Annotated in this window: 12 protein-coding genes; 4 read left to right on the top strand and 8 right to left on the bottom strand. The window is 71.1% G+C overall.

Annotation, left to right across the window (positions count from 1 at the left end; genetic code table 11):
- Positions 1-38: 38 nt before the first annotated feature.
- A complete protein-coding gene (gene hrpA, locus WFG93_RS13270; protein WP_442928267.1) occupies positions 39-4,088 on the top strand; it encodes an ATP-dependent RNA helicase HrpA in 4,050 nt (1,349 codons plus the stop codon).
- A 39-nt stretch (positions 4,089-4,127) separates the two neighbouring features.
- Positions 4,128-5,072, top strand: a complete 945-nt coding sequence (locus tag WFG93_RS13275) for a quinone oxidoreductase family protein (protein ID WP_336646816.1) — start codon at positions 4,128-4,130, stop codon at positions 5,070-5,072.
- A gap of 221 nt (positions 5,073-5,293) precedes the next feature.
- Here the strand turns inward: WFG93_RS13275 and WFG93_RS13280 are convergent, their stop codons facing one another.
- The 8 genes from WFG93_RS13280 to WFG93_RS13315 all read right to left on the bottom strand — a co-directional run bounded on the left by WFG93_RS13280 (position 5,294) and on the right by WFG93_RS13315 (position 13,937).
- Entirely contained in the window at positions 5,294-6,181 is an 888-nt protein-coding gene (locus WFG93_RS13280; RefSeq protein WP_336646817.1) for an endonuclease domain-containing protein, read from the bottom strand.
- Positions 6,182-6,449: 268 nt separating this feature from the next.
- Positions 6,450-7,043, bottom strand: a complete 594-nt coding sequence (locus WFG93_RS13285) for an alkylhydroperoxidase domain protein (protein ID WP_336646818.1) — start codon at positions 7,041-7,043, stop codon at positions 6,450-6,452.
- The gene (locus tag WFG93_RS13290; protein ID WP_336646819.1) at positions 7,040-7,744 is read right to left on the bottom strand and encodes a CMD domain protein; all 705 of its coding nucleotides are present in this window, start codon (positions 7,742-7,744) and stop codon (positions 7,040-7,042) included. Before WFG93_RS13290 ends, WFG93_RS13285 begins: the two co-directional genes overlap by 4 nt.
- Entirely contained in the window at positions 7,741-8,778 is a 1,038-nt protein-coding gene (locus WFG93_RS13295; RefSeq protein ID WP_336646820.1) for a putative FMN-dependent luciferase-like monooxygenase, read from the bottom strand. The genes WFG93_RS13290 and WFG93_RS13295 overlap by 4 nt, the downstream gene beginning before the upstream one ends.
- Positions 8,775-10,403 carry an ABC transporter ATP-binding protein gene (locus tag WFG93_RS13300; RefSeq protein ID WP_336646821.1) on the bottom strand — a complete coding sequence of 543 codons (1,629 nt, stop codon included), beginning with the start codon at positions 10,401-10,403 and terminating at the stop codon, positions 8,775-8,777. Before WFG93_RS13300 ends, WFG93_RS13295 begins: the two co-directional genes overlap by 4 nt.
- Positions 10,400-11,338, bottom strand: a complete 939-nt coding sequence (locus tag WFG93_RS13305; protein ID WP_336646822.1) for an ABC transporter permease — start codon at positions 11,336-11,338, stop codon at positions 10,400-10,402. Before WFG93_RS13305 ends, WFG93_RS13300 begins: the two co-directional genes overlap by 4 nt.
- A complete protein-coding gene (locus tag WFG93_RS13310; protein WP_336646823.1) occupies positions 11,335-12,303 on the bottom strand; it encodes an ABC transporter permease in 969 nt (322 codons plus the stop codon). The genes WFG93_RS13305 and WFG93_RS13310 overlap by 4 nt, the downstream gene beginning before the upstream one ends.
- Positions 12,303-13,937, bottom strand: a complete 1,635-nt coding sequence (locus WFG93_RS13315; RefSeq protein ID WP_336646824.1) for a TIGR04028 family ABC transporter substrate-binding protein — start codon at positions 13,935-13,937, stop codon at positions 12,303-12,305. Before WFG93_RS13315 ends, WFG93_RS13310 begins: the two co-directional genes overlap by 1 nt.
- A 163-nt stretch (positions 13,938-14,100) precedes the next feature.
- Here WFG93_RS13315 and WFG93_RS13320 point away from each other — a divergent pair, with 163 nt between their 5' ends.
- Together WFG93_RS13320 and WFG93_RS13325 are read left to right on the top strand one after the other, a co-directional pair.
- Positions 14,101-15,486, top strand: coding sequence for an O-acetylhomoserine aminocarboxypropyltransferase/cysteine synthase family protein (locus WFG93_RS13320; RefSeq protein ID WP_336646825.1), 1,386 nt, complete (start codon positions 14,101-14,103; stop codon positions 15,484-15,486).
- An 80-nt stretch (positions 15,487-15,566) separates the two neighbouring features.
- A complete protein-coding gene (locus WFG93_RS13325; protein WP_336646826.1) occupies positions 15,567-16,556 on the top strand; it encodes a Gfo/Idh/MocA family protein in 990 nt (329 codons plus the stop codon).

Raw genomic sequence — 16,556 nt, forward strand, 5'->3', positions numbered from 1 at the left:
GCGCGACGCGCGTATGCGCGGCGATACGATGGAGGGCTATGTCTTCACCCGTGATCTCCTACCCGCCCGAGCTGCCGGTCAGCGCGGCGCGCGATGAGATCGCCGCGGCCATCCGCGACAACCAGGTGGTGATCGTCGCGGGCGCCACCGGGTCGGGCAAGACCACCCAGCTGCCGAAGATCTGCCTCGAACTCGGGCGTCAGCGCATCGCGCACACCCAGCCGCGCCGGCTCGCCGCACGCACGATCGCGGAGCGCGTGGCCGACGAGCTGCACGTCGAGTTGGGCGACCTGGTCGGCTACAAGGTGCGCTTCACCGACCAGGTGTCGGACGCCACGCGCATCGCGCTGATGACGGACGGCATCCTGCTGAACGAGATCCACCGGGATCGGCTGCTGCGCCGCTACGACACGATCATCATCGACGAGGCGCACGAGCGCTCGCTCAACGTGGACTTCCTGCTCGGCTACCTGAGACGCATCCTGCCCGAGCGCCCCGATCTGAAGGTGATCATCACCTCGGCCACCATCGATCCCGAGAGCTTCGCGGCGCACTTCGCCTACCCCGCCGGCGGCCCGGCGGCCGAGGTCGAGCCGGCGCCGATCATCGAGGTCTCCGGACGCACCTACCCGGTGGAGATCCGATACCGGCCGCTGGTCGACGAGGCCGGAACTCCGGAGGAAGCCGGCGGGTCGAGCGCGAAGCGGGCCGATCGGGGCGGTTCGGCGAAGAATCTCCGGAGTTCTGAGCGCGCCGGCGCGGAGCCCGAGGATGAGGTGACCGCGATCGTGGCCGCCCTGCGCGAGCTCGACCGCGAGGCGCCGGGCGACGTGCTCGTCTTCCTGCCCGGCGAGGCCGAGATCCGCGATGCGGCGGATGCCGTGCGCGGCGCGTACCGGTCGACGACCTCCCCGGTCGAGGTGCTGCCGCTGTACGGCCGGCTGTCCGCCGCCGAGCAGCACCGGGTATTCGAGCCCTCGAAGGTCGCCGGCGTCCGCCGCCGCGTCGTGCTCGCCACGAACGTCGCAGAGACCAGCCTCACCGTCCCCGGCATCAAGTACGTGATCGACACCGGCACGGCGCGCATCTCGCGCTACAGCGCGCGCTCGAAGGTGCAGCGCCTGCCCATCGAGGCCGTCTCGCAGGCATCCGCCGCTCAGCGCTCCGGACGCGCCGGTCGCACCAGCGACGGCATCGCCATCCGCCTGTACAGCGAAGAGGACTTCGACAGGCGGCCGGAGTTCACCGAGCCCGAGATCCTGCGCACCTCGCTCGCATCCGTGGTGCTGCAGATGCTGTCGCTGGGCTTCGGCGACATCACCGAGTTCCCGTTCCTCACGCCCCCGGATTCCCGCGGAGTGAAGGCCGCCTTCGACCTGCTCACCGAGATCGGTGCGGTGGTCGCCGCCAGAGGAGAGCAGCCCAGGCTGACAAGAATCGGACGAGAGATCTCGCGGATGCCCATGGACCCGCGGTTCGCGCGGATGCTGGTCGCCGCGTCCGCCACCGAGGGCCGTGTGCAGGCCGATGTCATGGCGATCGTCGCCGGGCTGTCGATCCAGGACGTGCGCGAGCGTCCCAGTGCCGACGCACCGCAGTCGGTGCGCGACGAGGCCGATCGCATGCACGCGCGCTTCGTTGACCCGACCAGCGACTTCCTCACCCTGCTGAACCTCTGGAAGCACCTGCGCGAGCAGCAGAAGGAGCTCGGCTCCAGCGCGTTCCGGCGCATGTGCCGCAGCGAGCACCTGAACTATGTGCGCGTGCGCGAGTGGTTCGATGTGCACCGTCAGCTGCGGACGCTGGTGAAGACGCCGAAGGGTGCCGGCGGCGACGCTTCTGAGGGGGCCGCGGACCCGGATGCCATCCACCGCGCGATCCTCGCCGGCCTGCTCTCGCAGATCGGCATCCTCGACGAGCGCACGAAAACCACTGGGTCCCTGAGCCCGTCGAAGGGCGCGAGGGCGACAGAGAAGAAGGGCCGCCGCATCGCGGAGTACCGCGGCGCCCGTGGCATCCGGTTCTCGATCTTCCCCGGATCCGGCCTGCGCAAGAAATCCCCGCAAGCGGTGATGGCGGCCGAGATCGTCGAGACCTCTCGCACCTTCGCCCGCACCGTCGCCGCGATCGACCCCGCCTGGGCCGAGGCGCTCGCCGGTGATCTCGCCAAGCGGCAGGTCACCGAGCCGCACTGGTCGAAGGATGCCGGTGCCGCTGTCGCCTACGAGAAGGTGACCCTGTTCGGGGTGGAGATCATCGCGAAGCGTCGCGTGCAGTTCGCGCGAGTGGACCGCGCTGGCGCGCGCGAGCTGTTCCTGCGGCACGCGCTCGTGGAGGGCGAGTGGGACCCGTCGCGTATCGACAAGCGGGTCAGCGCGTTCTGGCGCGCGAACGCCGAGTTGCGTCGCCGGCTCGAGAAGCTCGAGGAGCGCGAACGCCGCCGCGACATCCTCGCCGGCGACGAGGCCGTGTTCGGCTTCTACGACGCGCGCATCCCGCGCGAGGTGTTCGATGTGCGCTCGTTCGAGAAGTGGTGGCGCGAGGCGCTGCAGAGCACGCCGAAGCTGCTCGTGATGCGTGAGAGTGACCTCGTCGACGACGACAGCAGATCTGATCAGAGCGAGTTCCCCACCCGCTGGCAGCAGGATGATCAGGTGCTCGGACTCGCGTACCGCTTCGAACCCGGCGCAGACGATGACGGCGTGAGCGTCGTCGTGCCGCTCGCGCTGCTGCAGCAGATCCGCGACACCGGCTTCGACTGGCAGGTGCCCGGCCTGCGTGCCGAGCTGATCACGGCACTGCTGCGCGCCCTGCCCAAGGCCATCCGCCGCCACGTCGTGCCCGCCGCCGATTGGGCCGACAGGTTCGGTGAGCAGCTGGGTGAGGACGGACCCGAGCACCACTCCGGTGTGCCGGCGCGCTCGCTCAAGGAAGCGCTGGGGAAGCTCATCCAGCCGCTCGCCAATCAACCCGTCTCCGCCGGCGACTTCGACGACGCCCGCGTGCCCGGGCACCTGCTGGTGAACTTCCGGGCGGTCGACGAGAGGGGCCGCGTCGTGGGATCCGATCGCGACCTCACGGTGCTGCAGCAGCGGCTGTCCGACCGGTCACGACAGAGCGTGACGCGCTCGCTCAACCGGTCCGAGCCGCCCCGCCCGCCCCGCAGCTCACAGCCCGGTGCCGAGCGGGTTGCGGAGGCATCCGCCCGTGGTCCGGTCGAGCGGGACGACCTCACGCACTGGACCTTCGGTGACCTGCCCGAACTGCTCGACACGAGGGTCGCCGGCGGCACCGTGCGCGGCTACCCGGCGATCGTCGACCGCGGCAAGTCGGTCTCCGTGCGTGTGGAGGCGACGGCGGATGCCGCGGCCGCGGCCACCCGCGAAGGCGTGCTGCGACTCGTGCTGCTGAACGTGCCCTCCCCCGCGTCGTACGTGCAGAACCACCTCACCGCTCCCGAGAAGCTCGCGCTCGCGGCCTCGCCGTACCCGAACGTCGCGAACCTCATCGAAGACGCTCGCACCGCGGTGGTGCGCGCCCTGATCTACGAGCGCGTGCCGGGCGGGGTGATCCGCACCGAGGCGGAGTTCCGCCGGGTGCGCGACGAGGTGAACGCCGCGCTCGTCGATCGCCTCTTCGCGTGCGTCTCACTGGTGGCGAAGATCCTGGCGAAGTGCCGCGAGGTCGAGCGGGGCATCAAGTCGCAGAACTCGCTCGCCCTGCTCGGTCCGCTCAACGACATCCGCTCCCAGCTGAGCGCGCTGATCCGCCCCGGTTTCATCTCCGCCACGGGCGTCGAGCGGCTCGCGCACCTCCCGCGGTACCTCGACGGGATGCTCGAGCGGCTGAAGACCCTCGCGAACGAGCCCGGGAAGGACCGCGCGCGGATGACCGAGTACGAGCGGGTGGTGAAGGCGTTCGACGAGGCCGGGGGCAGCATCCCCCTCCCGCCGGATGCCCGGGCGAACCTCGTCGAGGCGCGCTGGCTGCTCGAGGAGTACCGGATCAGCGTCTTCGCGCAGCGCCTCGGCACCGCGCAGCCGGTCTCACCGCAGCGGATCATGAAAGCGCTGCAGGCGGCGGGCTGACCGAGTTGCGCGGGTGTGACGGCCGGGTAGCGTGGGGCCATGGCTCACGCAATCGTCTACACCGAGATCGGCTCCCCTGACGTCCTGCACCTCGTGGAGATCCCCGACCCCACCCCGGGCCCGGGCGAGGTCGTGGTGCGGCTCGAGGCGGTCGGTGTCAACCCGCTCGACGCCAAGCTGCGCCGCGGCGCCCGCCCCTCCCCGCCGATCACCGAGCCCCGGCGCGTCGGCTTCGACGGCGCGGGGGTGATCGTCGCACTGGGTGAGGGGGTGTCCGGGTTCGCCGAGGGCGACCGGGTGGCGATCGACAACGTGCTGGGCACCTACGCCAGCGCCCTCGCCGTACCGGTGTCGCACGTCTTCCGCCTTTCGGACGGGGTGACGATGGCTGAGGGCGCCGCCCTCGGCATCCCGATCGGCACCGCGTATCAGTGCCTGCGCTCGCTCGAGGTCGGCAAGGGCGACATCCTGCTCGTGCACGCGGGTTCGGGCGCAGTCGGTCAGGCCGTCGTGCAGTTCGCGGTGCTGTGGGGGGCGCGGGTGATCGCGACGGGCAGCCCCGAGCGCTTCGAGCAGCTGCGCGCGCTGGGCGCGGAGCCGGTGGCGTACGGCGACGGGCTCGCCGACCGGGTGCGCGAACTCGCACCGGACGGGGTCACCGTCGCGCTAGACTGTGCGGGCACGGATGAGGCGATCCAGACCTCTCTCGAGCTTGTCGAGGATCGCGAGCGCATCGCGACGATCGTGCGCGGCCCGGATGCCGCTGATTTCGGCATCCGCGCCTTCTCCGGGGGAAGTCCGGTGCCCCTCACCGAGGAGGAGCTGGCGTGGCGGAAGGAGGCGATCCCGCTGACGATCAACCTCATCGAGGCGGGCGACTTCCAGGTGGAGCTGGGTCCGGAGATGCCGCTCGCCGACGCGGCGCGTGCGCACGAGCTGCTCGAACGGCACGCCGCCCGCGGCAAGATCATTCTGGTCCCCTGACCCCCTTCCCCTTTCCCTTCCACGAGGGGTCAATATCTGTCGCATGGTATCGCTCCCATTCTGCACTTCTTGACCCCTCGTGGCGCGCAGGTGCGCCCACGCGTCGAGAGGGGTCAGAAAGTGCCGAATGGAAGCGGTTGCATCCGACGTTTTCTGACCCCTCTTGCGGAAGAAGGGCGGCGGCTCGCGTCGTGCGCGAGGAGCGAGCCGACGGATGCCAGTCAGCGCGGGTCGGTCAGCAGTCGGCGGATGCGGGCGACGAGAGCATCCGGGTCGTCGAAGTCCCGGCGAGTGACCACGGTCACCCGATAGCCGAGAGACTCCAGCTCCGCACGTCGAATCTGATCGCGGCTCCACTGATCAGCGTCACGATGATAATCGCCGTCGTACTCGACGATGAGCTTCGCTTCGGCGAAGAGCATGTCCACGCGCGCGACGAACACGTCTCCGGCGAAGATGTCGACGTTGCATTCCGGCACCGGAAGCCCCGCCTCGACGAGGATGACACGCACCATGGACTCACGAGGAGACTCCGAGCGGGCATCGCAGAGCTCGAGGGCGCGCGTTCGCATCCGCCCTCCCTTCGCGCGGCGGAACTTCCGTGACAACCCGGCGAGGTGCTCTGAGCTGACCGACGGATAGCCGCGCAGCAGGGCGTCGGTGATCGCGACGAAGCGACCGAGGGGCTGCGAGCGCGAGAGATCCACCCACGCGCGTGCCGGCTCCAGGGTCAGGAACCCGTCGACCTGCACGATCTCCTCCTTGGTGACGATCAGCCGATGCGCGCGCAGCTGCGGGCGCCGCACCCGGGTGCAGTCGTGCGGGACGCCGATGCGCGGCCGGCCCCAGGCATCCTTCTCATCAGCGCTGCAGAGCGGCAGCCCGAGCACGGCGGCCGCCGTGATCCCGCACAGGAACGCGTGCTGCGGCACCGCCTTCAGCAGCAGCTGCAGTCCTTCGCGCTGCTCGAGCGGCACTCGGGCGCGGGTGCCGTGGTACGGCCGCGACAGGTCTTTCGCCCGCAGGCGTCCCGGAGACAGGCCGAGCGCGGCCGCCTCTCGCACCGTGAAGGTGGGCGGGATGCCGGATGGAAGCGGCCGCGGGATCATCGTCCGATGCTGACACCGCGCCCGCGGGTGGAGACGACTCTTCACAGCATCCGGGTGGAACGTTTCCCAACCCCGTCTTGTGCAGGACGACTGCCCGCGTCCACGCCGCCCACGAGGGGTCAGAAAGTGCGGAATTGCGCCCCCCGCATCCGACATTTTCTGACCCCTCCGCCGCCCAGCAGGTCCGGGCGGCAAGCGGCCCGCCACGAGGGGTCAAAAAATGCGGGATGGGAGGGCTCCCACCCGACGAATTTTGACCCCTCGTCGGTCAGGGGGCGACGGCGCGCCCGAGGGAGAGCATCAGCCGATTCGCCCAGTTGAAGAACGCGGCGCCGTGCACCACGTCGGCGATCTCGAGGTCGTCGAGCCCCGCCGCTCGCAGGCGCTGCACGTCGGCCTCGCCGAAGACGCTGGGAGTGTCGGTGAGCGCGACCGACGCGGCGACCACGGCATCCCAGCGCTCGTCCAGCGGCGTCGAGACCCCCTCCTCCAGCAGCCGGTCGACGTCCTCGGTCCGCTTCGAGTGATGCGCGGCGAAGCGCGAGTGCACCGACGCGCAGAACACGCAGCCGTTGCGACGGGATGCCGCCGTGGCCGACAGCTCGCGCTCCGCGCGCGGCAGTCCCTCGGCGGTGTTGTAGAAGATGTCCTTGTCGACCAGAGTGCGCGCTCGCAGCACCTCCGGATCCCGCGCCAGCAGACGGAAGTAGTCGCTCTTCGCCCGCGCGGCGTCCACGAGTCCGTCGAGGTGCCGCTGGGTCAGATCGTCCTCGGCGAGGGGCGCGAGATGCGGCGTCCATCCGACCTCGGCGCGGGTGAAGTGCTCCGGATGCGGGCGCACGTCGTTCAGCGTTGCGCTCATGCGGCCACCTCCTCGGCGTCAGCGGAGGAGACGTCCGCGTCCGACCGGTTCCCCGCACGGACGGCATCCTCCCCCACGCCGTCGTCGGCCGCAGCACCGGCGACACCCGCACCACCGGCGACACCGGCGGCATCCAGCACCCGCAGCCCCGCGATCACGCGCTGCTGGAACGCGAGGAAAGAGATGAGCTGCGACAGAGTCACGATGCCGTCCTCATCCCACCCGGCGTCGAGCAGCCGCTCGAGATCGTCGGCGCCGGCCTCACGCGGGCGGTACACGAGCAGATGCGTGTGCGCGAGGGCCGCCGCGAGCCGCTCGCCGATCGCGTCGGCGAGTGCCGGGTCGACGGTGAAGCGGATGCCGTCGGTGTTCTCCCCCTGCAGTCCGCGCTCGATGTACGAGCCGAACGGCCCCGCACCTGCCGTGCGCACTGCTTCGTCGATGACGAGACGCGCGCGCTGCGGATCGGCGTCCAGCGCCCGCTCTGCGTAGAACGCGGAGGTGCGGTCGGTCGCGGTCAGGCGGGTGGCGAATGCGGCGACGAGCACCCGCTCGGCCGAATCGACGTGCGCCGTCGAGACCGGATGGAACAGCGCCTGATAGCTCGCCTGCAGCTGCGCCCGCGTCTGCGGTCGGCGCTCGCGCAGTGCGGCGAGCGCGGGGGAAGTCCCCGCGATGCGGTCGACGATGTCGTCGGTCATGAGTCGTCCTTCTTCTGGGCCTCGGCGAGACCCGCCTCAGTGGTGTACCCGAGGGCCGGGGCGACCTCGCGGGCGAACAGCTCGATCGAGCGCAGCAGGTGCTCGTGCGGCGCATCGACCGAATGCACCTGGAACGCGACCTCCGTCGCCCGCTCCAGGGTGCGGTCGGCGGCGAGCGACTCGATGACCTCCTCGGGCGTGCCCAGGTGCGTGTCGGTCAGCGCGATGAGCGCCTCGAGCGAGTCGTCATCCGGGAACACCTGCCCGGTCCGGCGCAGGTTCGCCGCGCCGCGGCGCAGCCCCACCTCGGCGAAGCGCAGCGCGTCGGCGCGGTCGTCGGCGACGAAGACCGTGCGCGAGGCGGTGATGCGTGGTGTCACCCCGTCCGGAAGGGCGTCGAGATACGAGTCGATGATCGGATCCTGCACCCGCGCCAGCGGCGTGTACGGGTCGAGCTCGCCGCGCGGCTGGGTGCGCGAGAGCAGCAGTCCGTGTCCGCGGGCACCCGCGCGGCTGCCGCCGAAAGCGGAGAAGGTGGCCTGCCACACACGTGCGGCGAGGTCGACGGTGTCCGGGTACAGGGTGTTGCCGGCGCCGATGTCCTCGCCGCGCAGGGCATCGAGCAGCACGGCCAGCTTGCGCTCGTAGACCGCCGCCTTGTCGGCGACGTCCTGCCCGAACGGCGGGAACGACGACGGAGTCCCGCCGCTGCCGAGCCCCAGGTCTATGCGCCCGCCCGAGAGCAGGTCGGCCACGGCGGCGTCCTCGGCCACGCGCACCGGGTCCTCCAGCGGGAGGGTGATGATGCCCGTCGCGAGCCGGATGCGCGCGGTGTGCGCCGCGGCGTGCGCAAGGAAGACCAGCGGGGCCGGCAGTCCCCCCTCCGCGGCGCGGAAGTGGTGCTGGGCGACCCAGGCGCGGCCCACGCCGTGCCGTTCGGCCTGCTGGATCTGCTCGAGCGCGTGCGCGTAGCGCAGTGCCGGTGTGGTGTCGTCGAGCAGACGGGTGAAGAACGCGATGGTGGGTGCGGTCATGTCAGGGCCTCCGATCGGCCGGGAACGGCGGCCAGCAGCTCCCGGGTGTACTCGTGCTGCGGATCCTGGAAGATCCGCTCGGTGGGTCCGTCCTCGACGACGCGCCCGCGGCGCATCACCGAGACGGTGTGGCTGATCCCGCGCACCACGGCGAGGTCGTGCGAGATGAACAGGTAGGTCAGGCCCAGCTCGACCTGCAGCGAGGCCAGCAGTTCCAGGATGCGCGCCTGCACGGTGACATCCAGCGCCGAGACGGCCTCATCGAAGACGATGATGCGCGGGTCGATCGCCAGTGCCCGCGCGATCGCGACGCGCTGACGCTGCCCGCCGGACAGCTCGCGTGCGGTGCGCCGCGCGACGTCGGCCGGCAGCGCGACGCGCTCGATGAGCTCGGCGGCGCGTGCACGGCGCTCGGCGCGCGTGCCGACGGCGAAGCTGGTCAGCGGCTCGGCGATGATGTCCTCGACGCGCTGACGCGGATCCAGAGACGCGAAGGGGTTCTGGTAGACGAGCTGGATGCGCCGGCGCAGCTGCCGCAGCGGCTCGCCCGCGGCACGTGTCACGTCCGCTCCGTCGAGATGGATGCTGCCGGCATCCGGATGCTGGAAGCGGGTGATCAACCGCGCCGTCGTCGTCTTGCCCGACCCGGATTCGCCGACCAGGGCATGCGTGGTGCCCTTGCGCACGCGGAAGGACACCTCGTCGACGGCCCGGAACGGCTCGCGCCGACCGGTGCGGAAGGTCTTCACCAGTCCCTCCGCGCGGATCGCGAACGGGTTCTCCGCGGCCGCGGCGGCGGCGTCGCGCAGGAACGCGGGCGATTCCGGATGCCGGAAACCGGTCGCGAACGCGGGAGCGTCGGCGAGCAGCTGCCGGGTGTACCCGTCGCGCGGTGCGGCGAGCACCTCACGGCTCGCGCCCTGCTCGACGATGCGCCCGCCCTGCAGCACCACCAGTCGCTGCGCGCGGTCCGCGGCAACACCCAGATCGTGCGTGACCAGCAGGATGCTCGTGCCGTCCTGCTCGCGCAGCTCGTCCATCAGGTCGAGCACACGGCGCTGCACGGTCGCGTCCAGCGCGCTGGTGGGCTCGTCGGCGATGAGCAGCCGCGGTCGCAGCGCCACCGCGGTCGCGATGAGCACCCGCTGCCGCATCCCTCCGGAGAGCTCGTGCGGGTACTGCCGTGCACGCAGGTCGGGATCGTCGATGCCGACCCGCTCGAGCAGCTCGAGCACCCGCCTGCGGCGCGCGCGGGAATCGCGGTGCCCGTGCAGGCGCAGGATCTCGCCCACCTGCGCGCCGATGCGGCGCACCGGATCGAGCGAGGTGACCGGATCCTGCGGTACGAAGCCGATCTCCGGCCCCCGCACCGCGCGCAGTGCGCGATCGCTCCACCCCGCGATGTCCAGGTCGCCGAGCAGCACGCGCCCGCCCTGCACGCGTCCGCCGGCCGGCAGCAGACCCAGCACGGCCTGCGCGGTGGTGGACTTCCCCGACCCCGACTCCCCGACGAGTGCGACAGTCTCACCCTCGCCGATCTCGAACGAGACGCCGTGCAGCACGTCGCGCTGTCCGGCGGCGGTGGCGTACGACACCCGCAGGTCTTGCACGGCGAGCACGCTCATGACGCCCTCCTTCCCAGGCTGTGCCCGATCCGGTTCGCGCTGAGCACGACCGCCGCGACGACGAGTCCCGGCAGCGCGGTGAGCCACCAGGAGGTGGCGACGTAGTTGCGCCCTTCGGCGATCAGCAGTCCCCACTCCGGCGTCGGCGGCGGCGCGCCGTAGCCGAGGAAGCCGAGAGTGGCGATGGCGAGGATCGCCGAGCCGAACTGCAGCGCGGCGAGCGCCAGCACCGGGGTGAGCGAATTGGGCAGCACGTGCCGGCGCAGCACGGCGACGAAGGTGCCGCCGCTGCCGAACGCGGCTTCGACGTAGTCGGCGCAGCGCACCCGCACGACCTCGGCGCGCATGAGCCGCGCGAAGGCGGCGACGCTGCCCAGGCCGACCGCGAGGGCCGCGTTGACGGTGCCGAAGCCGAGCAGGATGATCACCGACAGCGACAGCAGCAGCCCGGGGATCGCGAGCAGCACGTCGACGATGCGCATCAGCACGTCGTCGAGCACGCCGCCGACCGCCCCCGCGACGGCGCCGATGAGGCTGCCCAGCGCGAGGCCGACGGTCACGGCGATCAGCGCCCCCGACAGCGACTGCACCGCACCGTGCACCACCCGGCCGAACAGGTCGCGGCCCAGGATGTCCGTGCCGAACCAGTGCGCCGCGCTGGGCGGCAGCAGCTTCTGCGCGGGTACGCCGGTGAGCGGATCCGCCGGCGCGAACAGCGACGGCACGATGGCCCAGAGCACGGCGAGGGCGACGACGGCGACGGCCAGCAGCAGGCTGATCGACGCCCGCGAACGTCTGCGGGCAGAGCGGACGGGCCGAACGTGTCCGGAGCCGAGCGGTGCGGCGGGAGGCACCGAAAGCAGCCCGGCCGCCGCAGCGTCCTCCGCCGCTGACGCGGCGCTCACCGGATCGGTCGAGAGAGCGGGCGCGGTCATGATGTCGCCGCGGCGAGTGCACGCCGGCCGGTCGGGCGGATGCCACCGCGCAGCCGCGGATCGATCAGCGGCGTGACCAGGTCGACGGCGAAGCTGATCGCCACGAACCCGAGCGCCGAGAGCAGCACCACGGCCTGCAGCACGGGGATGTCCTGATTGGTGACGGCCTGCTCGGTGAGCCGGCCGATGCCGGTGCGCCCGAACACGGTCTCGGTGACCACCGCGCCGCCGATGAGCTCGCCGAACAGCACACCGCCGATGGTCAGCGCCGGCAGTGCGGCGTTGCGGCCGACCGACCGGGTGAGCACCCACGCCGGCGGCGCGCCCTTGGCCCGCACCACCGTGATGAACGGCGCGGCGAGCACCTGATCGGTCGCGCGCACCAGCACCTGCGCCAGCGGTGCGGAGATCGGCACGGCGAGGGTGAGCACGGGCAGGATGAGCCCGCTCACCGGGTCGGCGCCGATCACCGGCACCCAGCCCAGCCCGAACGAGAAGATCTGGATCAGCAGGATGCCCAGCCAGAACACCGGCACGGCGACGAACAGCGCGGGGGCCTGCCGCAGCACGTCCCGCAGCCACGCGAACGGGGCGAGCGCCGACACCGCGGCGACCGTCACGGCGAGCAGCACGGCCAGCGCGAGCCCGAGCGTCGCGAGCAGCAGCGTGTTCGGCAGCGCCTCAGCGAGCATGGTCGACACCGGCGTGCCGTACTGCGTGGAGTAGCCGAAGTCGCCGGCGGCGAAACCGAGCAGGGAGTGCAGGTACTGCTGCCACCAGGGCAGGTCGGCGCCGTACGCGGCGCGGATGCCGTCGAGCTCCGCCGCCGAGAGACCGAGGCTCGGGTCGGTGAACTTGATGAGAATCGCATCCCCTGGCAGCAGCTGCAGCAGGAGGAACGTGGCCGTGTAGGCCGCGATCATCACGATCGCGGCCTGCCCGGCCCTGCGCAGGACGAAGGCCATCAGTGCTCCTGCAGCCAGACGCCGGCGAAGGAGGGACGGCCCACGGATTCGAACTCGACTCCGTGCACGTACGGTGCGGCACCGTACACCTGCGGCTCCTCGAACAGCGGGATCACGTAGGCCTGCTCGGCCAAGTAGTCCTGCACGGCCTGCGAGGCGGCGATGCGCTTGTCGGCATCCGGCTCCGAGGCGACGACCTCGAGCAGCCGGTCCAGCTCAGCGTCGTCGGAGAGCAGCACGTCGCGGTTCGTGGTGAAGTACTCGCTCTTGATCACGTCGAGATCAGCGCGCCCGACCATGGCGTGCGTCACCGCCGTCTTCTGCGGGTCGAATTCGTCGGCGGCGCGGCTGCCGGCATCGCCGGGCTTGACGATCAGCTCCACGCCGACCTTCTTCCACTGCTGAGCGACGAGCTCCAGGGTCTGCTTGGACTGCGGCTGCGGCTTGGACTCGAAGACCGAGAACGAGAGCCGCTCGCCGTCCTTCTCGCGGATGCCGTCCGCGCCGGCCTTCCAGCCGGCCTCGTCGAGCAGCTTCGCCGCCTTGTCGGCATCCGGCTTGTAGTGCGCGGACTCGTCCTTGTAGCCGGTGGCGGTGGAGGACAGTGTCGACGTGGCCACCGGGTAGTTCTCGGTGAACAGCGTGTCGACGATCTCCTTCGCGTCGGTGGCGGCGACCAGCGCGCGCCGCACCCGGATGTCAGCGAGCAGGGGGTTGGTGAAGCGCAGCCCCAGCGAATTGTTCACTCCCCGCGTCTGCGGCGCGTACAGCTCGAAGCCGGACTGCGCGACGCGGGCCTCGTCGAATGCCTGCACGTAGCGGACGTAGTCGGCCTGGCCGGAGACGAGCGAGCCGATGCGCACGGAGTCCTCGGGGGTGACGATCACGTGCACCGCGTCCAGGTACGCGCGTCCCTGGTTGGCGACGCCCTCGGGTGCCCAGTCGTAGTCCTTGCGCGCGGCGAGCGTGAGCTCGGCGCCCAGCTTCTCGCCGGTAACCGTGAACGGACCCGAGCCGATGATGTCCTCGGCGTTGCCCGCTCCGAAGTCCTCGATGGTGCCGTCCAGGGTGTCCGGCGAGAGCAGGCCGGAGTTGATCGTCGAGGTGGCCTGCAGGAAGCCCGGCGACGGCGCGGAGAACCGGAACGTGACGGTGTCCTCGTCCACAACCTCGCTGCCGGCGTAGTTGTTGATCGCCTCCGAGACGGTCAGACCGCGGTCGGCGTCGCCGAGGCCGTAGGTGTCGAAGTTCCTCTTGACCGCGGCGGCGTCCAGCGCGGTGCCGTCCGAGAAGGTGACGTCCGGGCGCAGGTCGAAGGTGTACTGCGTGGCATCCGCGTTCACCGTCCACTCGGTCGCGATCCACGGCTCGATCTCGAGCGTCTTCGGGTCCTGCCAGGTGAGACGGGCGGTGATGTTGTTGACGATGCCGCCGTTGGGGTAGAAGCCGGCCTGCGGCGGGTACAGGTTCGTGTACGTCTGGTGCTCGAGGTACGTCAGCGTGCCGCCGGTGACCGGGTCGCCGGCGGGGGCGTCGGCGTCGGCGGGTCCGGATGCCGAGGCACACCCTGCCAGGCCCGCCATCATCACGAACGGCAGTGCGACGGCGACGGAGCGGGCGGTGCGACGGTTCATGCGAGACCTCCTGGTGCAGGGGCGGATGGGAATGCGTTCACGCTAGGAGTGCCTGCGAGCGGTGCGCCAGAGATGTCGTCACGCGGCGACACCGCCCGTCACACGGTGCAACAGTTCGACATGTGACACCCGCCGCGAGGGCGAAGCGGCCGAGGATGGCGGCATGACTTCCCCGTGTCCCCCGAGCGCGTCGGGTCTTCCCTCGACGGCGCAGGGCTTCTCGACGCTGCAGGTGCAGGCCGGTCATCATGCGACGACCGCGGTCGCCGCGGTGCCGCCCATCCATCAGACGGCGGCCTACGAGTTCTCCTCTCTCGCCGAGGCGGCGGGGCTGTTCGCGCTGCGCCGCGACGGCATCATCTACGGGCGCAACGCCAATCCCACCCAGCAGATCCTCGAGGAGCGCGTCGCCCGGCTCGAGGGCGGCGCGAGCGCGGTCGCGGTGGCATCCGGTCAGGCCGCGGTCGCGGTGACCGTGCTCGCCCTCGTCGGGCGCGGCGGTCACGTCGTCGCCGCAGAGCAGCTGTACGGCGGGACGATCGACCTGCTGCAGGAGACCCTCGACGACTTCGGCATCGGCGTCACGTTCGTCGATCAGGACGACATCGCGGCGTGGCGGGATGCCATCACGCCCCGCACCCGCCTGCTGTTCGCGGAGTCCGTGGCGAACCCGATCGCGCAGGTGCTCGACATCCGCGCCGTCGCCGACGTCGCCCATGCCGCGGGCGTGCCGCTGGTGATCGACAACACCGTCGGCACCCCGCATCTCATCCGGCCCGGCGAGCACGGCGCGGATTTCGTCGTGCACTCGGCGACGAAGTTCCTGTGCGGGCACGGCAGCTCACTGGGTGGCGTGGTGGTGGATCAGGGCAGCTTCGACTTCGGCGCCGACCCGGGTCGCTGGCCGCAGTTCACCGCGCCGTACCAGCGCTTCGGCGACATGGTGCTGTGGCAGCGCTTCGGTCGCGGGCACGCGTTCGCCGCGCTCGTGAAGTCCAAGTACGTGCACGATCTGGGGCCCTCGATCTCCCCCTTCAACGCCTGGCAGATCCTGCAGGGCGTCGAGACGCTGGATCTGCGGGTGAGCCGGCAGGCGCAGACCGCGCTGCTGCTGGCCGAGCATCTCGCGCAGCATCCGGCCGTCGCCCGCGTGCACCACCCCGGCCTCACCGGCAACCCCTGGCACGCCCTCGCCGAGCGCTACCTGCCGCGCGGAGTGCCCTCGGTGTTCTCGTTCGACCTGGTCGGGCCCGAGGACGACGGCGCGTTCGAGCGGGTCGCGAGCGTGCTCGATGCGCTGCGGGTGTTCCGCCTGGTGGCGAACATCGGCGACGCCCGCAGTCTCGTCGCGCATCCGGCATCCATGACGCACTCGCATCTCACCGCTGCGCAGCGCGCCGCGGCGGGGATCTCGCTGCACACCGTGCGGGTCTCGGCGGGTCTCGAGGACCCTGCCGACCTGATCGCCGACCTGGATCAGGCGCTGCTCGCCGCACTCCCCGCCTTCCCCCCACGAGGGGTCAGAAAACGCCACTTCGCACCCGCCTGACACGACATATTCTGACCCCTCGTGGGAGGAAGGGGGCGGCGGGCGGGGGTTCTCGCCGGGCAGGCCGATAGCCTGAGGGCATGACCGGACTTCGATGGGGCATCCTCGCCACCGGCGGCATCGCGACCGCCTTCGCCGCCGACCTGCGCACGGCCGGACTCGACATCGCCGCGGTGGGCTCGCGCAGCCGGGACTCCGCCGACCAGTTCGCCGCGCGCTTCGATATCCCCCGTGCGCACGGGTCGTACCTCGCACTGGCCGAGGATCCCGACGTCGACATCATCTACGTCGCGACCCCGCACCCCATGCACCATGAGGACGCCCGCCTCGCGCTGCAGAACGGCAAGCACGTGCTGGTCGAGAAGGCGTTCACGCTCAACCGCGCCCAGGCGGAGGACCTGCAGCGTCTGGCCGCCGAGCAGGGTCTGCTGGTCATGGAGGCGATGTGGACGCGCTACCTGCCGCACATGGTGCGCCTGCGCGAGATCATCGCCGAGGCCACACTGGGCGAGATCCGCTCCGTCTCCGCCGACCACACCCAGAGCCTGCCGACCGACCCCGAGCACCGGATCAACGCCCTCTCACTCGGCGGCGGCGCGCTGCTGGATCTCGGCATCTACCCGATCTCGTTCGTGTGGGATGTGCTGGGCGCTCCCACCGACATCACGGCGCGCGCTCGCCTGAGCGAGACCGGTGCGGATGCCGAGGTCGCGACGATCATGACCCACGCGGGCGGCGCGATCTCGACCACCCTGTCGTCGTCGCGCACCGCGGGTCCGAACGCGGCCGTCGTGCTCGGCACCGAGGCGCGCATCGAGATCGACCGGGTCTGGTACACCCCCACCTCGTTCCGCGTGATCGCCGCCGACGGAACGCTGATCGAGACGTACGAGTCGCAGGTCGACGGCCGAGGCATGCAGTACCAGGCGCTCGCCGCCGAAGGTGCCGTCGCGCACGGCGATCCGGCAGGCTCGCTGCTCGCCCTCCCCGTCGCCGAGTCGGTGGCCATCATGGGCACCCTCGACGAGATCCGTCGCCAGATCGGCCTCGTCTACCCGAGTGAGAGCTGA

This window comes from Microbacterium sp. USHLN186 (assembly GCF_037145155.1).
Classification (GTDB): Bacteria; Actinomycetota; Actinomycetes; order Actinomycetales; family Microbacteriaceae; genus Microbacterium.